We start from the raw sequence: 17,380 nt of genomic DNA on the forward strand, positions 1-17,380 counted from the left end.
TCAGAAGAGGGTGGGTGGTTCCTCCGCGGTCGGCTCCTTGGGCTCGTCCGGCTCGAAGACGCGGATGGTGCCGAACTCGCCGTCGTACCCGGGCTCCTTGGTGACCTCGCCGCGGCGCAGGCGGGCGACGGCCTCGGCCAGGCGGGGGGAGTGGACGGCGATGTCGTCCACCGGCAGCTCCGCCAGGATCTCCAGCTCGGGGCCGAGCGCGGTGATCAGGCGCTCGACCTCCGCGCCGACCTTCTTGCTCTTCGGGCCCACGCCGAGGATCTCGCCCACGACCTCCGGGAGCGGGGTGAGGTTGCGGAAGCCCGGCACCCCCTCGGGGCGGAAGCCCTCCGGCCGGTCGGCGAGGTCGTCGACGCGGCTGAGGACGCCGACGGTGAGCTTCTTGCCGCACACGGGGCAGACGCCGCCGAGGCTCCGGGTCTCCGCCGGGTCCACGCGGACGCCGCACCTGCGGTGGCCGTCGACGTGGTACTTGCCCTCCTCGGGGAAGAACTCGATCGTCCCGGCGTGCCCGGCGCCGGTTCGCAGGGCCCGCTCGACGGCGAAGTAGTCGAGGTCGGTGTCGAACACCGTGGTCTCGCGGCCCACGATGGGGGGCGAGTGGGCGTCGGAGTAGCTGACCAGGCGGTAGCCGTCGAGGGCCGAGACCCGCCAGTTCATCGCCGGGTCGCTGGAGAGGCCGGTCTCCAGGGCGAAGATGTGGCCGGTCAGGTCGCCGTAACACTCTTCGAGCGAGTCGAAGCCCGACTTGGAGCCGAACACGCCGAACCACGGCGTCCAGACGTGGGCGGGCACCAGGTAGGCGCCGTCACCGCACTCCAGGGTCGTCTCCAGCAGGTCGCGCGAGCTCATCGAGGTGACGGGACGGCCGTCGGAGCCGAGGTCGCCGACCCGGCCGAGCCTGCGGTTGAACGCCTCGGCCTCGTCGAAGCCGGGCATGTAGACCAGGTGGTGGATCTTGCGGGAACGGCCGCCCTGGCTGTAGATCGTGGAGATCTCCACCGACAGCATGTACCGCACCTCACGGGCGGCCACACCGGCCGGCAGCGTACGGGAGACGTCACGGTCGAGGTCGTCGCGTAAGCGGAACAGCCCCGGCTCGGCCGGGACGAGGCTCTCGCGCAACCGGCCGAACCACGCCGGGTGGGTGAAGTCGCCGGTGCCCATCAGAGTGACGCCCTTGCGCCGGGCCCACCATGTCAGATGCTCCAAATCGCTGTTTCCGCTGCAGGCTCGCGAGTATTTCGAATGCATATGCAAATCGGCATGGAAAGGCACCGCGACATCGTGCCACACCCCGCAATGGCGCGTACGGCCGTTCTCCGGCAGGGTTCTGGCGGCCCGAAAGGCCGAGGGGCCGAATCAGCGTATGAGCAGCGGGCGAGCCGAATCGCGGCTCCGAGGTCTCCGTCACATCTTCATGTCGCGGTCGGCGGAGCCGTGCCATTCCGCGAGCAGCACCGTGGCGTCGTCCTGGAAGTTGCCGTCGTGGTAGTCCAGCACGCCGCGCACCAGGCGGCGCAGCGTCTCGGGGACCGGAAGGCCGTCCGCGGTGCGCCGGATGACGAAGTCCACGAACCGCTCCAGCCCGAACTCCTCGCCCTCGGCGTTGCGCGCCTCGATGACGCCGTCGCTGTAGAACATCACCCGGTCTCCGGGCTCCAGCTGCTCGCGGCAGAGCGTGATCGGGACGTGAAGATCGAGCCCCATGGGGTGGGAGGGCCGGCACTCCAGGGTGGTCACCCACCGGCCGCCGCGGATCACCACCGGCGGGTGGTGGCCCCGGTTGACCCAGGTGAGCGTCCCGGTGACGGTGTCCAGGTTGGCCAGGACGGCGGTGACGAACCGGGTTCCCCGCCCGAACTCGTCGATCAGCACGCGCTCGATCGCCTCGCTGGTGGCGATCAGGTCGGCGCCCTGGCGCCGGTTGTTGCGGCAGGCGGCCACCGCGAGGCAGGCGGTCAGCCCGGCCGAGACGTCGTGGCCCATCGCGTCGAACAGCCCCAGGTGGACGGTGTCGCCGGCGATGGCGTAGTCGAAGGCGTCGCCGCCGACCTCGTAGGCGGGCTCCATGATGGCGGCGATCGCCACCTGGTCGTCGACGAAGGTCAGCGGCGGCATCAGCGTCCACTGCATCTCGGCGGCCACGTGCATCGAACGGGTGCGCACCAGCCGGGCGTAGGTGTCGCTGAGGGCACGCTTGCTCACCACCATCAACGCCACCACGGACGCCAGATGCCGCATGGCGTCGACGGCGTGCTCGTCGGCGTCCTTCGCGCGTATCCGCAGCACGCCGAGCCGCTCGGTGCCGTCCAGCAGCGGCACCCACCACCACTCCACGGCCCCGTCGGCGTCGTGCTTGGACAGGATGCGCACCTCCTGGAAGGCGCGCCCGGCGAGCGTCCCGTCGATGCGCAGGTCGTCGAGGCTCTCGGACGCGCCCGGATCGCCGCCCGCGCCCTCGCCGGCTCCCGCGCCGTGCGCGGCGAGCAGGCGCAACGTGGTCTGCTGCAGGTCGGTGAGGTAGATCAGCACCTCGTGCAGGCCCGCCTTCGCGGCGTGCTCGCCGACCAGCGAGGGAACCCCCTCAAGGGCGACCTGGTGGCTGTCCTGCAACAGCCCCGTCAGCATTCGCTCCACGCCGCCGGGGCCGTCGTCGTCCACCGTGCCGCTCCGGGAGGCGGGCCGGCGGGCGCCGGCTGGGTTCTCGCTCATCCCCCCATGATTCACCTCATGGCGAACTTCAACCGGCGATGCCGGAAAGCACCTCGTGCAGCCTGACCGCGAACGGCGCGGCGTGGCCGCCGAAGCCCCCGTGATCGCCGGGGAAGACGACCGGGCGCGTGCCGAGCCCTTCGGCGACCGCGCACGCGGCCCGGTACGGCGGCTCGCCCGCGGACGCCTCGCCCACGGCCGCGACCACCCGCACGGCCGATCCCCGCAGCGCGGCCAGGTCGGGGGTGTAGGTGGCGAAGGGCGGCACCTCGTAGCCGATGAAGAACTCCGCGTTCTTCTCCAGGCGGCCCAGCATGGCCATGGTCTCCGGGTCGGGCTCGCCGGCCGGCGCCTCGGCGCCTCCGGGGACGCGCTCGGGCTGGTCGCCGGACGCCTCGCCGCCGCGCATCTCCAGCCCGGCGGCGAGGGCCGCGTGCGCTGCCCCGGCGCCCTCCTTGACGAAGGCGTCCTGTACGTCGCGGATGACGGCGCGCCAGTGTTCGCGGTCGGGCAGCAGCTCGAAGAGCGGCGGCTCGTGGGCGACCAGGACGCTCACCAGCCCGGGGTGGCGGGCGGCCAGCTCCAGGCCGATCATGGCGCCGGAGCTGTTGCCGAAGACGTACGCGGGCCGCTCCGGCGTGACGCCGGCCGCCTCCAGCACGCGGCGGGCGTCGTCGCCGTGCACCTCCAGGCGCTGGGGCTCGGGCGGGCCGTCCAGGGGGCTGCGCGAGTTGCCGCGCCGGTCGTACCGCACGACCGTGTACCGGCCGGCGAGCTCCCCGGCCAGGCTCGCGTAGCCGGCGGCGTCGTAGACGCCGCCGCAGATCAGCAGCAGCACGGGGCCGGAGCCGCCGACCTCGTAGTGCAGCGTCGCGCCCGGCGCCGTCAGGGTGCCGGTCTTCGTGTCGGTCATGAGGGCGATCTCCTCGATCGTCGGAATTCCCAGACGTGTATACCGGGAGTCGGAGCCGCGAGCGCGTGCTCGACATCCCCGTTCGCGTCGTCCAGCCGAGCCTTCGCGTTCGACGTGACCGTCCGGCGGATTTCCGGCCTCCGATCAGAGCCCCTTGCCGGTAATCCGCTTCTCCGTTTTCCCCGCTTTCCCGTCATCGGTTTCGGATAGGGTCGCTGGGTCGGGTCGCGGGTCGCCGGGCTGGTGAGGTGCTGTGCATTTCTTCTTCAGCTACGCGCGGGTGGACGCCGCCGACGTGTATCTCCACCGCTTCTACGACGACCTGCGCCGCGAGCTCGCCACCCGCGCCGGCATCCCGCACGCCGAGACGGGCTTCCTGGACGTCGAGCAGCCGCCCGGAACGCTGTGGTCGACGGCCACGGGCAAGGCGCTCGCCGTGTCGAAGGTGTTCGTCCCGGTCTACTCCCCCAGCTACTTCTCCAGCCGTTACTGCGGGCAGGAGTGGCACGTCTTCGGCGAGCGACTCGCCGCGCACCGCCGCGCGACCGGCGAGGCGGCGGCGGCCATCGTGCCGGTGTGGTGGGTGCCGCTGCCCGCCGACCCTCCGGAGACCGCGCGGGCCATCGAGGACACGCGCGCGAAGTTCGGGGCCGAGTACCTCGACTACGGCCTGCGCTACCTGATGCAGCTGAAGGAGAACGAGAGCCGCTACCAGGACTTCCTCGTCAGGTTCACCATCATGATCATGGCGGCGGCCGGCGAGGCGCCGCTTCCGGGCGCCGAGGTCGATCTGGAGACCCAGCCCGACGCCTTCGCCGGTGGCCCGGGGCGGGCGCCCAGGCCGGTGAGCGGCCCCAAAAGGGTCACCTTCGTCGTCGCGGCCGGCGACCGCGCCCAGATGCGCGTCATGCGCGCCACGGTCGACTCCTACGGTGACGACTGGGACGACTGGCGGCCGTACCACCCCGCCTGCCCCGACCCCATCGCCCTGCGCGCGCAGGCGGTGGCCACCGCCCAGCGCATGATCTCGGCGCTCCGCCCCGCCGACGACAGCCTGTTCCAGCTCCTCGACCACGCCCGCGCCCGCAACGAGCTGATGGTGCTGCTGCTCGACCCGTGGGCGGTCGGCCTCGCCGGGCGCCGGCCCGTCCTGGAGTGGCTCGACGGGCGCCGCTCGGGCAACATCGCCGTGCTGGTGCCCTGGCACGCCGCCGACCCGCCCGACGACACCGTGCGCGACCGGCTGTACCTCAGCCTCGGCGGGTGGGCCGAGGCCGGCCCGCCGGAGTACTGCGACGACATCCAGTCGATGGAGGAGTTCGAGAAGATCCTCGCGCAGGTGCTGGTCGAGATCCGCGCCCGCATCGTCAAGCGCGACGAGGTGGCCCGGCGGGTCGCGGGGGCCGCGATCCCGCGCCCGATCCTGGCGGGGCCGGGAGGCTGATCACCATGGCCGCGCCCATCATCACGTTCTACTCCTACAAGGGCGGCACCGGCCGCTCCATGAGCCTGGCCAACACCGCCTGGATCCTGGCGAGCAACGGCCTGCGCGTCCTGGTCGTCGACTGGGACCTGGAGGCGCCCGGCCTGCACCGGTTCTTCCATCCCTTCCTGCCCGACAAGGACCTGCGTCTGTCGCGCGGGGTGATCGACCTGGTCTGGGAGTTCGCGACCGCCGCCATGGACCCCGAGGGCTCGAAGGAGCCCGGCTGGCACGAGCGGCTGGCCCGCGTCTCGCCGTACGCCATGTCGCTCGACCACGCCTTCCCCGGCGAAGGCACGGTCGACCTCGTGCCCGCGGGTCGCCAGGACGCCTCGTACTCCGCGCTGGTCAGCAGCTTCGACTGGGGCAACTTCTACGACCGCCTCAGCGGCGGGGCCTTCCTGGAGGCGCTCAGGCGCGACATGCGGGGGCGGTACGACTACGTGCTCATCGACAGCCGCACCGGGCTGAGCGACACGGCGGGCATCTGCACCGTCCAGCTTCCCGACATCCTCGTCAACTGCTTCACCTTCAGCACGCAGGCGGTCGACGGCGCGGCGGCGGTCGCGACGTCGATCCACCGGCAGCGGCACGCCGAGCAGCTGCGCATCTTCCCGGTGCCCATGCGGGTGGAGGACGGAGAGCAGGAGAAGCTGGAGGCCGGCCGCGACTACGCCCGCGGCCGGTTCGGCCGGTTCCTGTCGCATGTGCCCGATCCCGAGCGGTACTGGGGCGAGGTGGAGGTCCCGTACAAGAGCTACTACGCGTACGAGGAGATCCTCGCCACCGTCGGCGACCGACCCCGGCAGGAGAACACCATCCTGGCCGCCACCGAGCGCATCGCCGGCTACCTGACCGACGGGCGGGTGACCGAGCTGGCCGGGCCGCCGCCCGAGGACGAACGCCGCGCGCTGCTCGACCGCTTCGTCCGGGCGGGCGCGGGCGAGCGCGCCGCGCCGCCCCGGGCGGGGGGTGCGGGGAAGAACACGCCCAGGGTGTTCATCTCCTACGCCTACGAGTCCGCCGAGCACTTCGAGCGCGTCCGCGAGCTGTGGTTCCTGCTGCGGCAGCACGGGGTGGACGCCCGGCTCGACCACGCCCCGGGGCAGCGGCGGCCCGGCTGGAGCGCGTGGCTCGCCACCGAGCTCGGCCGGGCCGATCTGGTCGCCGTGGTCGCCTCGCCCGCCTACCTGACCCAGGCCGGCGACGGCGAGGACGGCGAGGCGTCCGCGCCGCGCGTCGTGCGCGACGCCTACTGGGCCGGCCCGCTGACCCGCCGTCTGGTGCCCGTCGTGCTGCCGGGCGGCTCCGCCGCCGACCTGCCTGAGTTCCTGCAGGGCGAGCGGGCCCCCGTGGTGATCGGTGAGCTGAGTCCCGAAGGGGTCGAGCCGCTGCTCCGAGTGCTGGCCGCCCGGCGCGACGAGGACGGCCCGAAGACCCCTGAGACACGCCTTCCGTCTCCCGGCGAGTCCCTCCCTCCGGAGCTGCGGAGGCTGGAGAGGGAGCTGCGGTGGGCGGTCCTCGCCCGGACGAGGTTTGAGACGTGGGGCGCGCGGATCGACGGGAACCTCGGCCTGCGGCTGCGATGGTCGGCGACCCGCCGTCCCGTGTCCCCCACCTCCTGGGCGATCCTGGACGAGGCGTCGCCGGAGGGCGCGTCCTCGGGGGAAGGGCTCCGGCTGGCCGGTGACACCCGGTCGCTCGCGGAGGCGTTCCTGCGGCTGCCGCACCGGCAGCTCGTCGTGCTCGGAGCCCCAGGCGCGGGGAAGACCACGTGCGTCACCGTGCTGGCGGACGAGCTGCTCGCGGACGCCTCCGGTCCGGTGCCCGTGGTGCTGGCGCTGGCCTCCTGGCGCCCGCACGAGGAGCCGTTCTCCACCTGGGTGGCTCGCCGGTTGGTGGAGGACTACGTCTTCGTGATGCGTGGCGATGCGGGCATCGAGGAGGCCATGGAGCTCCTGCGCGCCGAACGTGTGTTGCCCCTGCTGGACGGGCTGGACGAGCTGCCCGACGCCGCGCGGGCCCGCGCGGTGAGTGTGCTCGACGAGGCGACCACGGGCCGCTCGTTCGTGCTGACCTCGCGCACGCGGGAGTACGAATCGATGGTGGCGGCGACCGGCGTCCCGCTGCGCCGTGCGGCGGTGATCGAGCTGGAGCCGGTGCCGCCCGCCGAGGCGGCCCGGTTCCTCGCCCGGACGAGCATCGCCCTGGACCGCCGCTGGGAGCCGGTGTTCGCCCAACTGACCGAACATCCCGAGAGCCCTCTGGCAAGGGTGCTGTCCACGCCGCTTATGGTGTGGCTGATGCGCGACACCTACGCGCCTCCGGCGACCGAGCCGGCCGAACTGCTCGACCGGTTCGTCTTCCCCTCCCAGCTCGCGATCGAGCGGCATCTGCTGCGAAGGCTGATCCCCAGCGCCTATCAGCGAGTCGTTCCCGGCGTCGACCCCGGCGGGCCGTGGTATGAGCCGTCGGCGGCGACCGGGACGCTGGCCTTCCTGGCGGCTCTCATGTCCCGGCGGCAGAGCACCGAACTGGAATGGTGGCGGCTGCGTGAGGCCGTGTCCCCGGTGGCGCGGGTCGTGCTCGCGGTGGCCGTCGGCCTGCTGGGGGCACCGGTGCAGTGGGTTCTGCACACCGTCGCGGGCCTGCCGTCGCTCCTCGGCTGGGATCGAGGGTGGATGCTCGGCGCGGCTCTCGGCGTGATGGGCGCGGTCGCGGCCGTCGTGGTCCCCTCGCCGCCGCTCCCGCGCCGGCTGGCGCTCTCGTCACGAAGAAGGGTCGGCGTCTCGTCCAGCGTGCGTCGCCTCTCGGCCGGACGCCTCGTCTCGGTCCGCCCGCACGTCCGCTCGTCTCGGCGCTCGTACCTTCTCGTCCGTGCCGACCTGGCCGGAGCGGACGATCCCGCGACCGTGCTCCGGCGCGACCGCGCCGCCACCGTGGTGATGGCGGCGGTGCCGCTCGCCTTCGGCGTCGCGTACTCGCTCGTGGGCCTGCCGCCGGGCAGCTTCCCGGCGGCCGGCGGGTTCGTCGCCCTGACGCTCGCGACGTTCGCCGTGGCATTCGCGCTGGGCAGGAGCGCGTGGTTCTGGTTCGTGCTGACCCGCTGGTGGCTGGCCGCCCGCAGAGTGCTGCCGCTGCGGCTGATGGCCTTCCTGGAGGACGCGCATCGCAGGGGCGTCCTGCGCAGGTACGGCTCGACGTACCAGTTCCGCCACGCGCTGCTGCAGGAGTGGCTCGCCCAGGAGGGAGCGGGCATGGAGGCGCCCGGCCCGAGAAGCTCGGACCGGGCGCCGGAGGAGTGAGTCAGGTCACGGGTAGCTGACGATGGTGCTCGTGCCGTAGGAGCCGACGACCGGGGTGCCGGCCTCGTTGATGGTCCGCTCGATGCCGCCGCTTCCGTCCAGGAAGACGGTCACCATGTCGTGGAACCGCACCCCGGGCCTCTTGGGCACCTCGATGCCCCGGTCGGCGCGGATGTCGACGCCCTGGTTGAAGTAGGAGTAGACGCCCAGGCCCCAGGCCTCGTGGGTCCGCACGCGGTCGCTCACCTTGTAGGACGCCCAGCCCTTGCCGGTCGGGCTGTTCCAGGCGGCCTGGCTCGGCGGGTCGTAGGGGATCTCGCTCTGGTAGAAGATCGTGCGGCCCCGCTCGCCGTTCCAGATCGTCTGCCACTTCTGGTAGTGCTCGACGAACAGGCCGTACGCGGTCACGTCGTCGCCGTTCACCACCACGCCGGTGTCGGCGGTGTTCTGGTTCCAGCCGATGCCGTTGCCGTGGTCGCCGCGCCACGCCCAGATGTTGTCGATCAGCGTGTCGTCGCTGTTGACCACCAGGCTGGTCGTGGCCTTGCCGACCCACGGGCCGCCGATGCGGAAGAAGACGTCCTGCAGCGAGATCGGGTTGGACGCGTGGTCGCGGCGGCTGTGGCGGTCGCCGACCTCCACCAGGACGTCCGACCGCCGCGGCCCGGCGTCGACGAGCACGCCCGCGACGCGGACGCCGTCGACGTCCTCGACGCGCAGCGCGGCGTCACCGGTGTCGGGGGCCAGGCTGGGCATGCCGAGCCCGAGCACCACCGTGTTCTTGTGCTTGACGCGCAGCGCCCGGTCCAGGTGGTAGACGCCGGGGGTGAGCAGCAGGTGCTTGCCGCGCGCGAGCTGCTGGTTGATGCGGCTGGCGCCGTCGCCGGGCTTGGCGATGTAGAAGTCGCGGATGGACAGCGAGGTGCCCTGCTCGGTGCGGCCGTCGCCCCACGTGGTGCCCGAGGTGTCGCGGCGCAGCGCGGGGACGAAGACCCGGTAGGAGCCGCGGTCGTCCACGTACAGGTAGGGCTTCTCGCGGGTCACCGGGCTGGTGGCCAGCGTGGTGTACGGCGGGTCGGGGAAGCCCTGCTCGGGGGCGCCGGTCACGCCGGAGAACACCTGGTTCCAGACGCCGTTGGTCCAGTCGCCGCCGAGCACGCTGTCGCGGGTCAGCCACTGCTGCTGCGAGCCGTTGATCGTGACCCCGTCGACCTTGGAGTCGGCGATGTACCCGCCGCTGGAGTAGCCGCCGTTCCCCGGCTCCAGCCACAGGGTGCCGCGGATGTGCACGCGCCGCATCGGCGAGGCCTGCGAGACCGCCCACTGGTTGGACCAGTCGGTCGGCGTCACCGAGAGGTTCTCGGCCGAGCGCCAGAAGTTGGTGAGCGAGGAGATGCCGGCCGCGGAGTCGGGGTCGGACTGGCCGATGACGCGCACGGCGCCGTTGACGTCGACGTCGTCCGGCGACCTGCCGAGGCCGGCGACGGTGGTGTAGTAGCCGAGCTTGGCGTTGACGTCGTACCGGCCGGGCTTGAACAGGATGGCGTACCGGTCGGTGCCCATCTCGTTCTCTTCCTGCTGGGCGAAGAGCGCGTCGAACTTGGCCTGGATCTCGGCGGCGGGCGTCGACGGGTCGTACACGAAGACGTTGGGCCCGAAGTCGGGCTCCCGGTGCGTCTCGGCCGTGGCGGTGCCGGCCGCCGTCACCAGGCCGGTGGCGGCGAGGGCCGCCGCGGCGGACGTCACCGCGAGGAGGCGCGTCAGGAAGGTGGTCCTGGGGCCGCGCGTGGTCTCGCGCGCGCCGTGGTCATGGGTGTTCGTCATCGACCTGCCTGTCGGGAAGGGGGGTGCCGCCACCCGCACTGTCAAGAGAGCGCTCTCTTTTCGGTGCGGGGCTTATGTCAGGCTCCGAAGAAAGGGGACGCATTGTTTCTATCCGGTTACCGCGGCCCACGCCAGTGCCCGGGAACACTTGACGTCCGTTCAGATCGGTTCGTTACGACAGGTTCGGTGACTTTGGGCCTTGCGCGGCTTTACCCGAGCACTTACGGTCGCTTGCAAGTTAGGAAACTTTCCTAAAGATAAAGAACGTGACAGGACCCGCCCCCTCAAGGAGTGATGATGCGGCGCACCGCGCCAGGCCTGGTGCTCACCGGGCTGTTCACCTTGCTGCTCGCCCTGCTCACCCCGTCGGCCGCGCACGCCGACACCGCCGCCTTCGCCAAGACCCAGAGCTGGGGCGGCGGCTACAGCGGTCAGTACACGGTCACCAACACCGGCACCTCGACGCTGAACGGCTGGACGGTCGCCTTCGACCTGCCCGCCGGCACCAGCGTCGGCAGTTACTGGGACGCCCTGCTGACCACCTCCGGCAACCGGTACACGTTCAGGAACCGGGAGTACAACGGCACCCTGGCCCCCGGCGGCAGGACGACCTTCGGGTTCGTCGTCAACGGCACGGGCACGCCGGCCAACTGCGCACTCAACGGCGCCTCCTGCGACGGCGGCGGCGGGCAGCCCCCCGTCGGCACCACGCCGGTGGCCGCCAACGGGCAGCTGCGCGTCTGCGGCACCAAGCTGTGCAACAAGAACGGCAAGCAGATCCAGCTCCGCGGCATGAGCAGCCACGGCCTGCAGTGGTACCGGCAGTGCCTCACGAACGGCTCGCTGGACGCTCTGGCGACCGACTGGAAGGCCGACGTCGTCCGGCTGTCCATGTACATCCAGGAGGACGGGTACGAGACCGACCCCCGGCGCTTCACGGACCTGATGCACTCGCTCATCGACCAGGTCAGCGCGCGCGGCATGTACGTGATCGTGGACTGGCACATGCTCAGCCCCGGCGACCCCAACTTCAACCTGGCCCGGGCGAGGACGTTCTTCAACGAGATCGCGCAGCGGCACGCGGGCAAGCCCAACATCATCTACGAGATCGCCAACGAGCCCAACGGCGTGAGCTGGAGCACCGTCAAGGGCTACGCCGAGCAGGTCATCCCGGTGATCCGCGCCCAGGACCCCGACGGCGTCGTGCTGGTCGGCACCCGCGCCTGGTCGTCGCTCGGCGTCTCCGACGGCGCCACCGAGTCGGAGGTGATCGCCAACCCGGTTAACGCCTCCAACATCATGTACACCTTCCACTTCTACGCGGCCTCGCACGGCACCGAGTACCTCAACGCGCTGTCGCGGGCGGCCGACCGCATCCCCATGTTCGTCACCGAGTTCGGCACGCAGGACTACGCGGGAGAGGGCGCCAACGACTTCACCCGCTCCCAGCAGTACCTGGACCTCATGGCGAGCAAGAAGATCAGCTGGGTGAACTGGAACTTCTCCGACGACCACCGCTCCGGAGCCGTCTTCACCACCGGCACCTGCAACGCCGGCGGCCCGTGGACGGGCACCTCCCGCCTGAAGGAGGCCGGCGTCTGGATCCGTGACCGGATCCGCACGGCCGACGACTTCTGAGCCGAACCCGAGAGGAGGCCGGCACGGGGGTGCCGGCCTCCTCGTCGTTCACGGGTGGTCCACGCCGTTTCGGTGGTTCTGGGGCGTCACGAGGGATTTACGCGGGCGAAATTACCCACCGATCGCCGCGTAATACATTCACGCCATCGGTTGATCGTCCACCCGACAGCGCGTGCCCCCGTCCGCCGGTCCCTGATCAGACATTCCAGTCCACCCCCTTACGCCAAGGGATGCTGAAATGACCGAACCCGGTGTGTCCCCTCCGCCCAGCCACCCCCATGATCTGCTCGCGGTCACCGCGCCGCCGGGCACCGCACCGGCCGGTGTGGCCGAGCGTGCGGAGTTCGACGAGCCCGCGCCCACGGCGGGCCTGATCAAGCCCGGCTACGACCCCCGGCTCGCCAACGAGGACCTGGCGCCGCTGCGCCGCCAGACCTGGTCGTCGTACAACATCTTCGCCTTCTGGATGTCCGACGTGCACAGCGTCGGCGGCTACGTCACCGCGGGCAGCCTGTTCGCCCTCGGCCTCGCGAGCTGGCAGGTGCTGTTCGCGCTCATCGCGGGCATCGTCATCGTCAACGTCTTCTGCAACCTGGTCGCCAAGCCGAGCCAGATGACCGGCGTGCCGTACCCGGTGATCAACCGCGCCGTGTTCGGCGTGCTGGGCGCGAACATCCCCGCGATCGTCCGTGGGCTGATCGCGATCGCCTGGTACGGCGTGCAGACCTACCTCGCCTCCCAGGCGCTCATCATCATCTTCCTCAAGTTCTGGCCCGCGACGGCCACGCTGAACGACCCCCGGGCCTACGGCTTCCTGGGGCTCTCGGCCCTGGGCTACATCTGTTACGCGATCCTCTGGGTGGCGCAGGCGGCGGTGTTCTGGAAGGGCATGGAGGCGATCCGCCGGTTCATCGACTGGGCGGGCCCGGCGGTGTACGTGGTCATGGTGGTGCTCGCCGTCTACCTGGTGAGCCGCGCCGGGTGGCAGAACATCAGCCTCGACCTGTCGCAGGGCGAGAGCCTCGGCTTCGCCGAGTCCATCCCGGTCATGCTGGGAGCCATCGCCCTGGTGGTGTCCTACTTCTCCGGGCCGATGCTGAACTTCGGGGACTTCTCCCGGTACGGGCACTCGTTCGCGGCGGTGAAGAAGGGCAACCTGCTCGGGCTGCCGGTCAACTTCCTGTTCTTCTCGCTGCTGACGGTGATCACGGCCTCGGCCACGGTGCCGGTGTTCGGCGAGCTCATCACCGACCCGATCCACACCGTGCAGCGCATCGACACGCCGTTCGCGATCCTGCTCGGCGGGCTGACCTTCGTCATCGCGACGGTGGGCATCAACATCGTCGCGAACTTCATCTCCCCGGCCTTCGACTTCTCCAACGTCAACCCGCAGCGGATCAGCTGGCGCACCGGCGGCATGATCGCGGCGGTCGGCTCGGTGCTGTTGACCCCGTGGAACTGGTACGGCAACCCGGACGCCATCCACTACACGCTCGGCCTCCTCGGAGCGCTGATCGGGCCGCTGTTCGGCATCCTGATCGCGGGCTACTACGTGTGCTCCCGGCAGCGGGTGTGGGTGGACGAGCTGTTCACCCTCGACCGGGCGGGCCGCTACTGGTTCCGCGGCGGCTACAACCCGAACGCGGTCTGGGCCACGGTGGCGAGCGGGCTGCCGGCCATCGCCTCGGTGCTCGTTCCCAAGCTGCTGCTCGACCTGGAACTGACGACGGCCGACCTCACCTGGATCGCCGACTACAGCTGGTTCATCGGCTGCGGCCTCGGGTTCGTGGCGATGCTCCTTCTGGAGCGCGCCTCGCCCCGGATCGGCGACCTGGACCGCGACCTTGAGGCCGCCTCGGACGGAGCGGCCCGGCCGGCTTGATGACCCGCATCAAAGTGATCAATCCCAACACCGCCCGGGCCATGACCGAGTCCATCGGCCGCTGCGCCCGGGCGGTGGCGGCGCCGGGCACCGAGATCGTGGCCGTCAGCCCCGTCATGGGGCCGGAGTCGATCGAGAGCCACTACGACGAGGCCCTCGCCGTCCCCGGGCTGCTCGCGGAGATCGCGGCGGGCGAGCGCGTGGGAATGGACGGCTACGTCGTCGCCTGCTTCGGCGACCCGGGCCTGGACGCGGCCCGCGAGCTGGCGTCGGGGCCCGTGGTCGGCGTCGCCGAGGCGGCCATGCACGCCGCCACCCTGGTCGGGCGGAGCTTCAGCGTCGTGACGACGCTCTCCAGGACCGTGAACCGCGCCTGGGACCTCGCCCACCGCTACGGCTTCACGGCCGCCTGCCGGGGCGTGCACGCCTGCGACATCCCCGTGCTGGAGCTGGACCGCCCCGACGGCGACGCGCGCCGGGTGGTGACCGCGCTGTGCGCCGCGGCCGTCGAGGCGGACGGCAGCGACTCGGTGGTGCTCGGCTGCGCGGGCATGGCCGCCTTCTGCGCGGACGTCTCGCGCGAGCTCGGCTTCCCGGTGATCGACGGGGTGACGGCGGCCACCAAGCTGGTCGAGTCGCTCGTCGCGCTCGGGCTGCGGACGAGCACCCGGGGGGAGTTCGCGCCGCCCGTGCCCAAGCGGTACTCGGGCCTGTTGCGAGGATTCACGACCGCCACCTGAGCGGTACTCCGGCGGATAGCTGCACGCCATTCTTGCGCTAGGGCGCGCGTATACATTGTCCGTGATGTCGAAATCACCGTAATCAGTGATTCTCCCCGTACACGGGCGGTACGGCCGAGGGTGAACGCGGTCGCGCCGCCTGCGTGGGGTGCTCATATTCGCGCAGGCAGCCGTTGTCAACCACCATGCGATGGCAGGAAACGGTAACTGCCCGGCAACTTGCTGACTTCGATCTGTATGGGCCCAGAGTCCGAAAAGCCGCAGAATCGTACGTGTGACCACAAATCAACTAGGACGGTACACAAGAGAGGCCTAGAATGACCACTGCCCTGACTCTGCCGGCACGGTCGACCATCGACATCAAATTGACGGACATCTTCAATCCGCGCGCCATAGCGCGCGTCGGCGGGCGAGAACCGTCCTTCGCGGGGCTGGAGAGCCCCACCTCGCCGCACATCAAACTCGACACCGACGAACCCGGGATCCGAGGGCTGTTCCGGTTCCGCCCGGAGACCGCGCTTCCACTGGCTCACCTCAGCGAGGTGCTGTTCTGCGGGGACAGCACCTTGAGCCGGGCCGACCGGGAGCTGATCGCCGCCTACGTCTCCTCGCTGAACGAATGCCGGTTCTGCTACTACACCCACGCGGCGTTCGCGGCGGCCCGGCTGCCCGAAGGCATGGACCTGGTCGACCAGATCTGCGCCGACCTGACCACCGCGCCGGTGTCGAACAAGATGAAAGCGCTGCTCAGCATCGCCGGATCGGTGCAGGAGAGCGGGCGCAACGTCACCAAGCAACAGGTCGCGCAGGCCAAGTCGTCCGGCGCGACGGACGTCGAAATCCACGACACCGTGCTCATCGCGGCGGCGTTCTGCATGTACAACCGGTACGTGGACGGTCTGGCCACGTTCGCCCCCGACGATCCGGAGGTCTATGTGGCGAGAGCCCAGCGGACCGAGGGATACCTGGGGGTGCTGGCGGCCGACTCCGTACACGCCGCCTGAGACGGCGGAAAGCGCCGGAGACGCACCGCGCACCCAAAAGAAAGGACGCGCCACATCATCGGGCACGACGACCGCGCGAAGGCGGCCCCGATACGCGCCGGCCCATCAGGCGGCACGACGAGCGAAACAGACGGAGAAAGGCCGGGCCAAGGAACCACAGAGGTGAAAGGCCCGCCACGAGAAAGGAAGGGGCGTGAGCTGAAGGAGAATCCACAACCATTCGCCGGCCGTGCCGGGTGACACGGAGACACAGTGTCACCCGGCGGCCCGGCCGCTCGGCGGCCGGGCCGGCGCGCCATCGGTCAGGCGAAGAACTCGTCCACGACGTACGAGTCCTGCGGGTAGCTCCAGCGTTCGCTGATCTTGCCCGAGCTGATGCGGAAGACGTGCACGCCCTGGTCGTCGATCTCCCTGCCGTCGCGTTCCCCCTTGATGTGGAGCAGTACCGCCGCGTGATCCTCCCCGGCCAGGTACGAGTCGGGTTCGAAGCGAAGCTTGCTGTCGGTGACCTCGGTCATCTTCCCGAGGTAGCGCAGCACCTCGTCCTTGCCGCGGTAGTCGCCCGCGAGGGGCCCACGGCCCGGCACGTGGAACACCACGTCGTCGGTCAGGAGTTCGCTGATGCGGTTGAGATCGCCCTTGGCCAGGGCTTCGTAGCTGTCACGGGCGACGGTCGCGTTCGGGTGTTCGGACATGGAGAACGCTCCTTCAGACGGCGGGTCAGCCTGTTTAGGCGGCTTCGGTGACGCTACGCCGCGCGAGTCTGAGCCGACAAAGGGAGTAAGAACAACCTGTCCATGGTGGTAATCCCGCCGTTGCCCCGGAGAAACAGTGGAGCATTCCCGCGAGACGGCCCGCCGAAACAGGCCGCATTCCGCATTATGGACACCCGGGCGGCTGACCACGCATTGTCACGCACAGGTTCCGGAGGAATCCGCTATGTCGTTAAGGGGTGTCCCCGGAAATGAAATCCGGCCGACGATCCCCGGTCCGGCCGGGTAAACGGCGCCGGCCCGAAAGCGGACATCGGGCCACCGGCCGTTGACAGCCGGGAGGGGGCGATGGATCATCGGCACAGGCCTGCTGGGCCCGCCATGCCGTGCTGGGCCGTTCGCTGGCTTTCTGCCGATACCGCCGTTCTCGCCGGGGGAGCACCATGCCTCACATCACTCTTAACTCGGACGAGCCCGGCATCCGGGGCTTGTTTAGGTTTCGCCCGGAGACCGCGCGTCCCCTGAACGCGCTCGTGGACGTGCTCCTGTGCGCCGAGAGCACGCTCACCCGCGGTGAGCGCGAGCTGATCGCGGCCTACGTGTCCGCGCTGAACGAGTGCAAGTACTGCTACTCCTCCCACGCCGCCTACGCGGCGGCGCAGCTCCCGGAGGGCATGGACCTGGTCGAGCAGGTGCGCGACGACCTCGGCGCGGCCCCGGTCGGCGACAAGCTCCGGGCGCTGCTGGGCATCGCCGCCTCGGTCCAGCGCAGTGGCCAGGACGTCACCGAAGAGCAGATCAAGTCGGCCCGTGAGGCGGGGGCTACCGAGCTCGAGGTGCACGACACCGTGCTGATCGCCGCGGCGTTCTGCATGTTCAACCGCTATGTCGACGGGCTGGCCACCTTCGCCCCCGACGACCCGGCCGTCTACGCCGCGCGGGCGCCGCGCATCGTGGCCGACGGCTACCTCGCGCTGCTGGAGGAGTCACAGCGCCGGGCCTGACCCCTAGTCCGATCGAAACGCTCACCCCTACAAACGCGTCGACCTGTCGTGAAAACCGACGCTGCCACGGAGACTCGGTGCAGTGCCGAGGTAGCCGGGATGTGCACAACGCGCGTCGGGAGAGCCACGTCGTCGATGGCATGAGGAGGA

The 17,380-nt window shown here is 70.6% G+C and carries 12 protein-coding genes; 7 read left to right on the top strand and 5 right to left on the bottom strand.

Annotation, left to right across the window (positions count from 1 at the left end):
• The 3 genes from PYR91_RS28490 to PYR91_RS28500 all read right to left on the bottom strand — a co-directional run bounded on the left by PYR91_RS28490 (position 1) and on the right by PYR91_RS28500 (position 3,637).
• On the bottom strand, positions 1-1,221 hold the full coding sequence (locus PYR91_RS28490; RefSeq protein ID WP_279784662.1) for an endonuclease Q family protein: 1,221 nt from the start codon (positions 1,219-1,221) through the stop codon (positions 1-3).
• 198 nt (positions 1,222-1,419) lie between these two features.
• Entirely contained in the window at positions 1,420-2,724 is a 1,305-nt protein-coding gene (locus PYR91_RS28495) for a PP2C family protein-serine/threonine phosphatase (RefSeq protein ID WP_279784664.1), read from the bottom strand.
• Between the two features lie 28 nt (positions 2,725-2,752).
• Positions 2,753-3,637 (bottom strand): alpha/beta hydrolase, encoded by an 885-nt coding sequence (locus PYR91_RS28500; protein ID WP_279784666.1) that lies wholly within the window; start codon positions 3,635-3,637, stop codon positions 2,753-2,755.
• Positions 3,638-3,890: 253 nt separating this feature from the next.
• Here PYR91_RS28500 and PYR91_RS28505 point away from each other — a divergent pair, with 253 nt between their 5' ends.
• Together PYR91_RS28505 and PYR91_RS28510 are read left to right on the top strand one after the other, a co-directional pair.
• Entirely contained in the window at positions 3,891-5,081 is a 1,191-nt protein-coding gene (locus PYR91_RS28505) for a TIR-like protein FxsC (RefSeq protein WP_279784667.1), read from the top strand.
• Positions 5,082-5,086: 5 nt separating this feature from the next.
• Positions 5,087-8,425, top strand: a complete 3,339-nt coding sequence (locus PYR91_RS28510; RefSeq protein ID WP_279784669.1) for a hypothetical protein — start codon at positions 5,087-5,089, stop codon at positions 8,423-8,425.
• Between the two features lie 6 nt (positions 8,426-8,431).
• Here the strand turns inward: PYR91_RS28510 and PYR91_RS28515 are convergent, their stop codons facing one another.
• The gene (locus PYR91_RS28515) at positions 8,432-10,249 is read right to left on the bottom strand and encodes an adenylyl cyclase (RefSeq protein WP_279784671.1); all 1,818 of its coding nucleotides are present in this window, start codon (positions 10,247-10,249) and stop codon (positions 8,432-8,434) included.
• 297 nt (positions 10,250-10,546) lie between these two features.
• Between PYR91_RS28515 and PYR91_RS28520 the strand changes: the two genes are divergently transcribed.
• From PYR91_RS28520 to PYR91_RS28535, 4 genes are all read left to right on the top strand, one after another.
• A complete protein-coding gene (locus tag PYR91_RS28520; protein ID WP_279784673.1) occupies positions 10,547-11,887 on the top strand; it encodes a cellulase family glycosylhydrolase in 1,341 nt (446 codons plus the stop codon).
• Between the two features lie 238 nt (positions 11,888-12,125).
• Entirely contained in the window at positions 12,126-13,769 is a 1,644-nt protein-coding gene (locus PYR91_RS28525) for an NCS1 family nucleobase:cation symporter-1 (RefSeq protein ID WP_279784675.1), read from the top strand.
• Positions 13,769-14,509, top strand: a complete 741-nt coding sequence (locus PYR91_RS28530) for an aspartate/glutamate racemase family protein (protein WP_279784677.1) — start codon at positions 13,769-13,771, stop codon at positions 14,507-14,509. Before PYR91_RS28525 ends, PYR91_RS28530 begins: the two co-directional genes overlap by 1 nt.
• Before the next feature lie 317 nt (positions 14,510-14,826).
• On the top strand, positions 14,827-15,513 hold the full coding sequence (locus tag PYR91_RS28535) for a carboxymuconolactone decarboxylase family protein (RefSeq protein WP_279784679.1): 687 nt from the start codon (positions 14,827-14,829) through the stop codon (positions 15,511-15,513).
• Between the two features lie 302 nt (positions 15,514-15,815).
• On the opposite strand, the gene PYR91_RS28540 is transcribed toward PYR91_RS28535, so the two are convergent.
• Positions 15,816-16,208 carry a nuclear transport factor 2 family protein gene (locus PYR91_RS28540; protein ID WP_279784681.1) on the bottom strand — a complete coding sequence of 131 codons (393 nt, stop codon included), beginning with the start codon at positions 16,206-16,208 and terminating at the stop codon, positions 15,816-15,818.
• A gap of 506 nt (positions 16,209-16,714) precedes the next feature.
• Between PYR91_RS28540 and PYR91_RS28545 the strand changes: the two genes are divergently transcribed.
• Entirely contained in the window at positions 16,715-17,230 is a 516-nt protein-coding gene (locus tag PYR91_RS28545; RefSeq protein WP_279784683.1) for a peroxidase-related enzyme, read from the top strand.
• Positions 17,231-17,380: the final 150 nt, after the last annotated feature.

It is taken from the genome of Sphaerisporangium sp. TRM90804 (assembly GCF_029846175.1).
Classification (GTDB): domain Bacteria; phylum Actinomycetota; class Actinomycetes; order Streptosporangiales; family Streptosporangiaceae; genus Sphaerisporangium.

Bases quoted from the DNA above. Each gene is read 5' to 3' on its own strand.
- PYR91_RS28495 (WP_279784664.1), bottom strand. From the start codon at position 2,724: ATGAGCGAGAACCCAGCCGGCGCCCGCCGGCCCGCCTCCCGGAGCGGC.
- PYR91_RS28500 (WP_279784666.1), bottom strand. From the start codon at position 3,637: ATGACCGACACGAAGACCGGCACCCTGACGGCGCCGGGCGCGACGCTG.
- PYR91_RS28510 (WP_279784669.1), top strand. From the start codon at position 5,087: ATGGCCGCGCCCATCATCACGTTCTACTCCTACAAGGGCGGCACCGGC.
- PYR91_RS28515 (WP_279784671.1), bottom strand. From the start codon at position 10,249: ATGACGAACACCCATGACCACGGCGCGCGCGAGACCACGCGCGGCCCC.
- PYR91_RS28520 (WP_279784673.1), top strand. From the start codon at position 10,547: ATGCGGCGCACCGCGCCAGGCCTGGTGCTCACCGGGCTGTTCACCTTG.
- PYR91_RS28525 (WP_279784675.1), top strand. From the start codon at position 12,126: ATGACCGAACCCGGTGTGTCCCCTCCGCCCAGCCACCCCCATGATCTG.
- PYR91_RS28530 (WP_279784677.1), top strand. From the start codon at position 13,769: ATGACCCGCATCAAAGTGATCAATCCCAACACCGCCCGGGCCATGACC.
- PYR91_RS28535 (WP_279784679.1), top strand. From the start codon at position 14,827: ATGACCACTGCCCTGACTCTGCCGGCACGGTCGACCATCGACATCAAA.
- PYR91_RS28540 (WP_279784681.1), bottom strand. From the start codon at position 16,208: ATGTCCGAACACCCGAACGCGACCGTCGCCCGTGACAGCTACGAAGCC.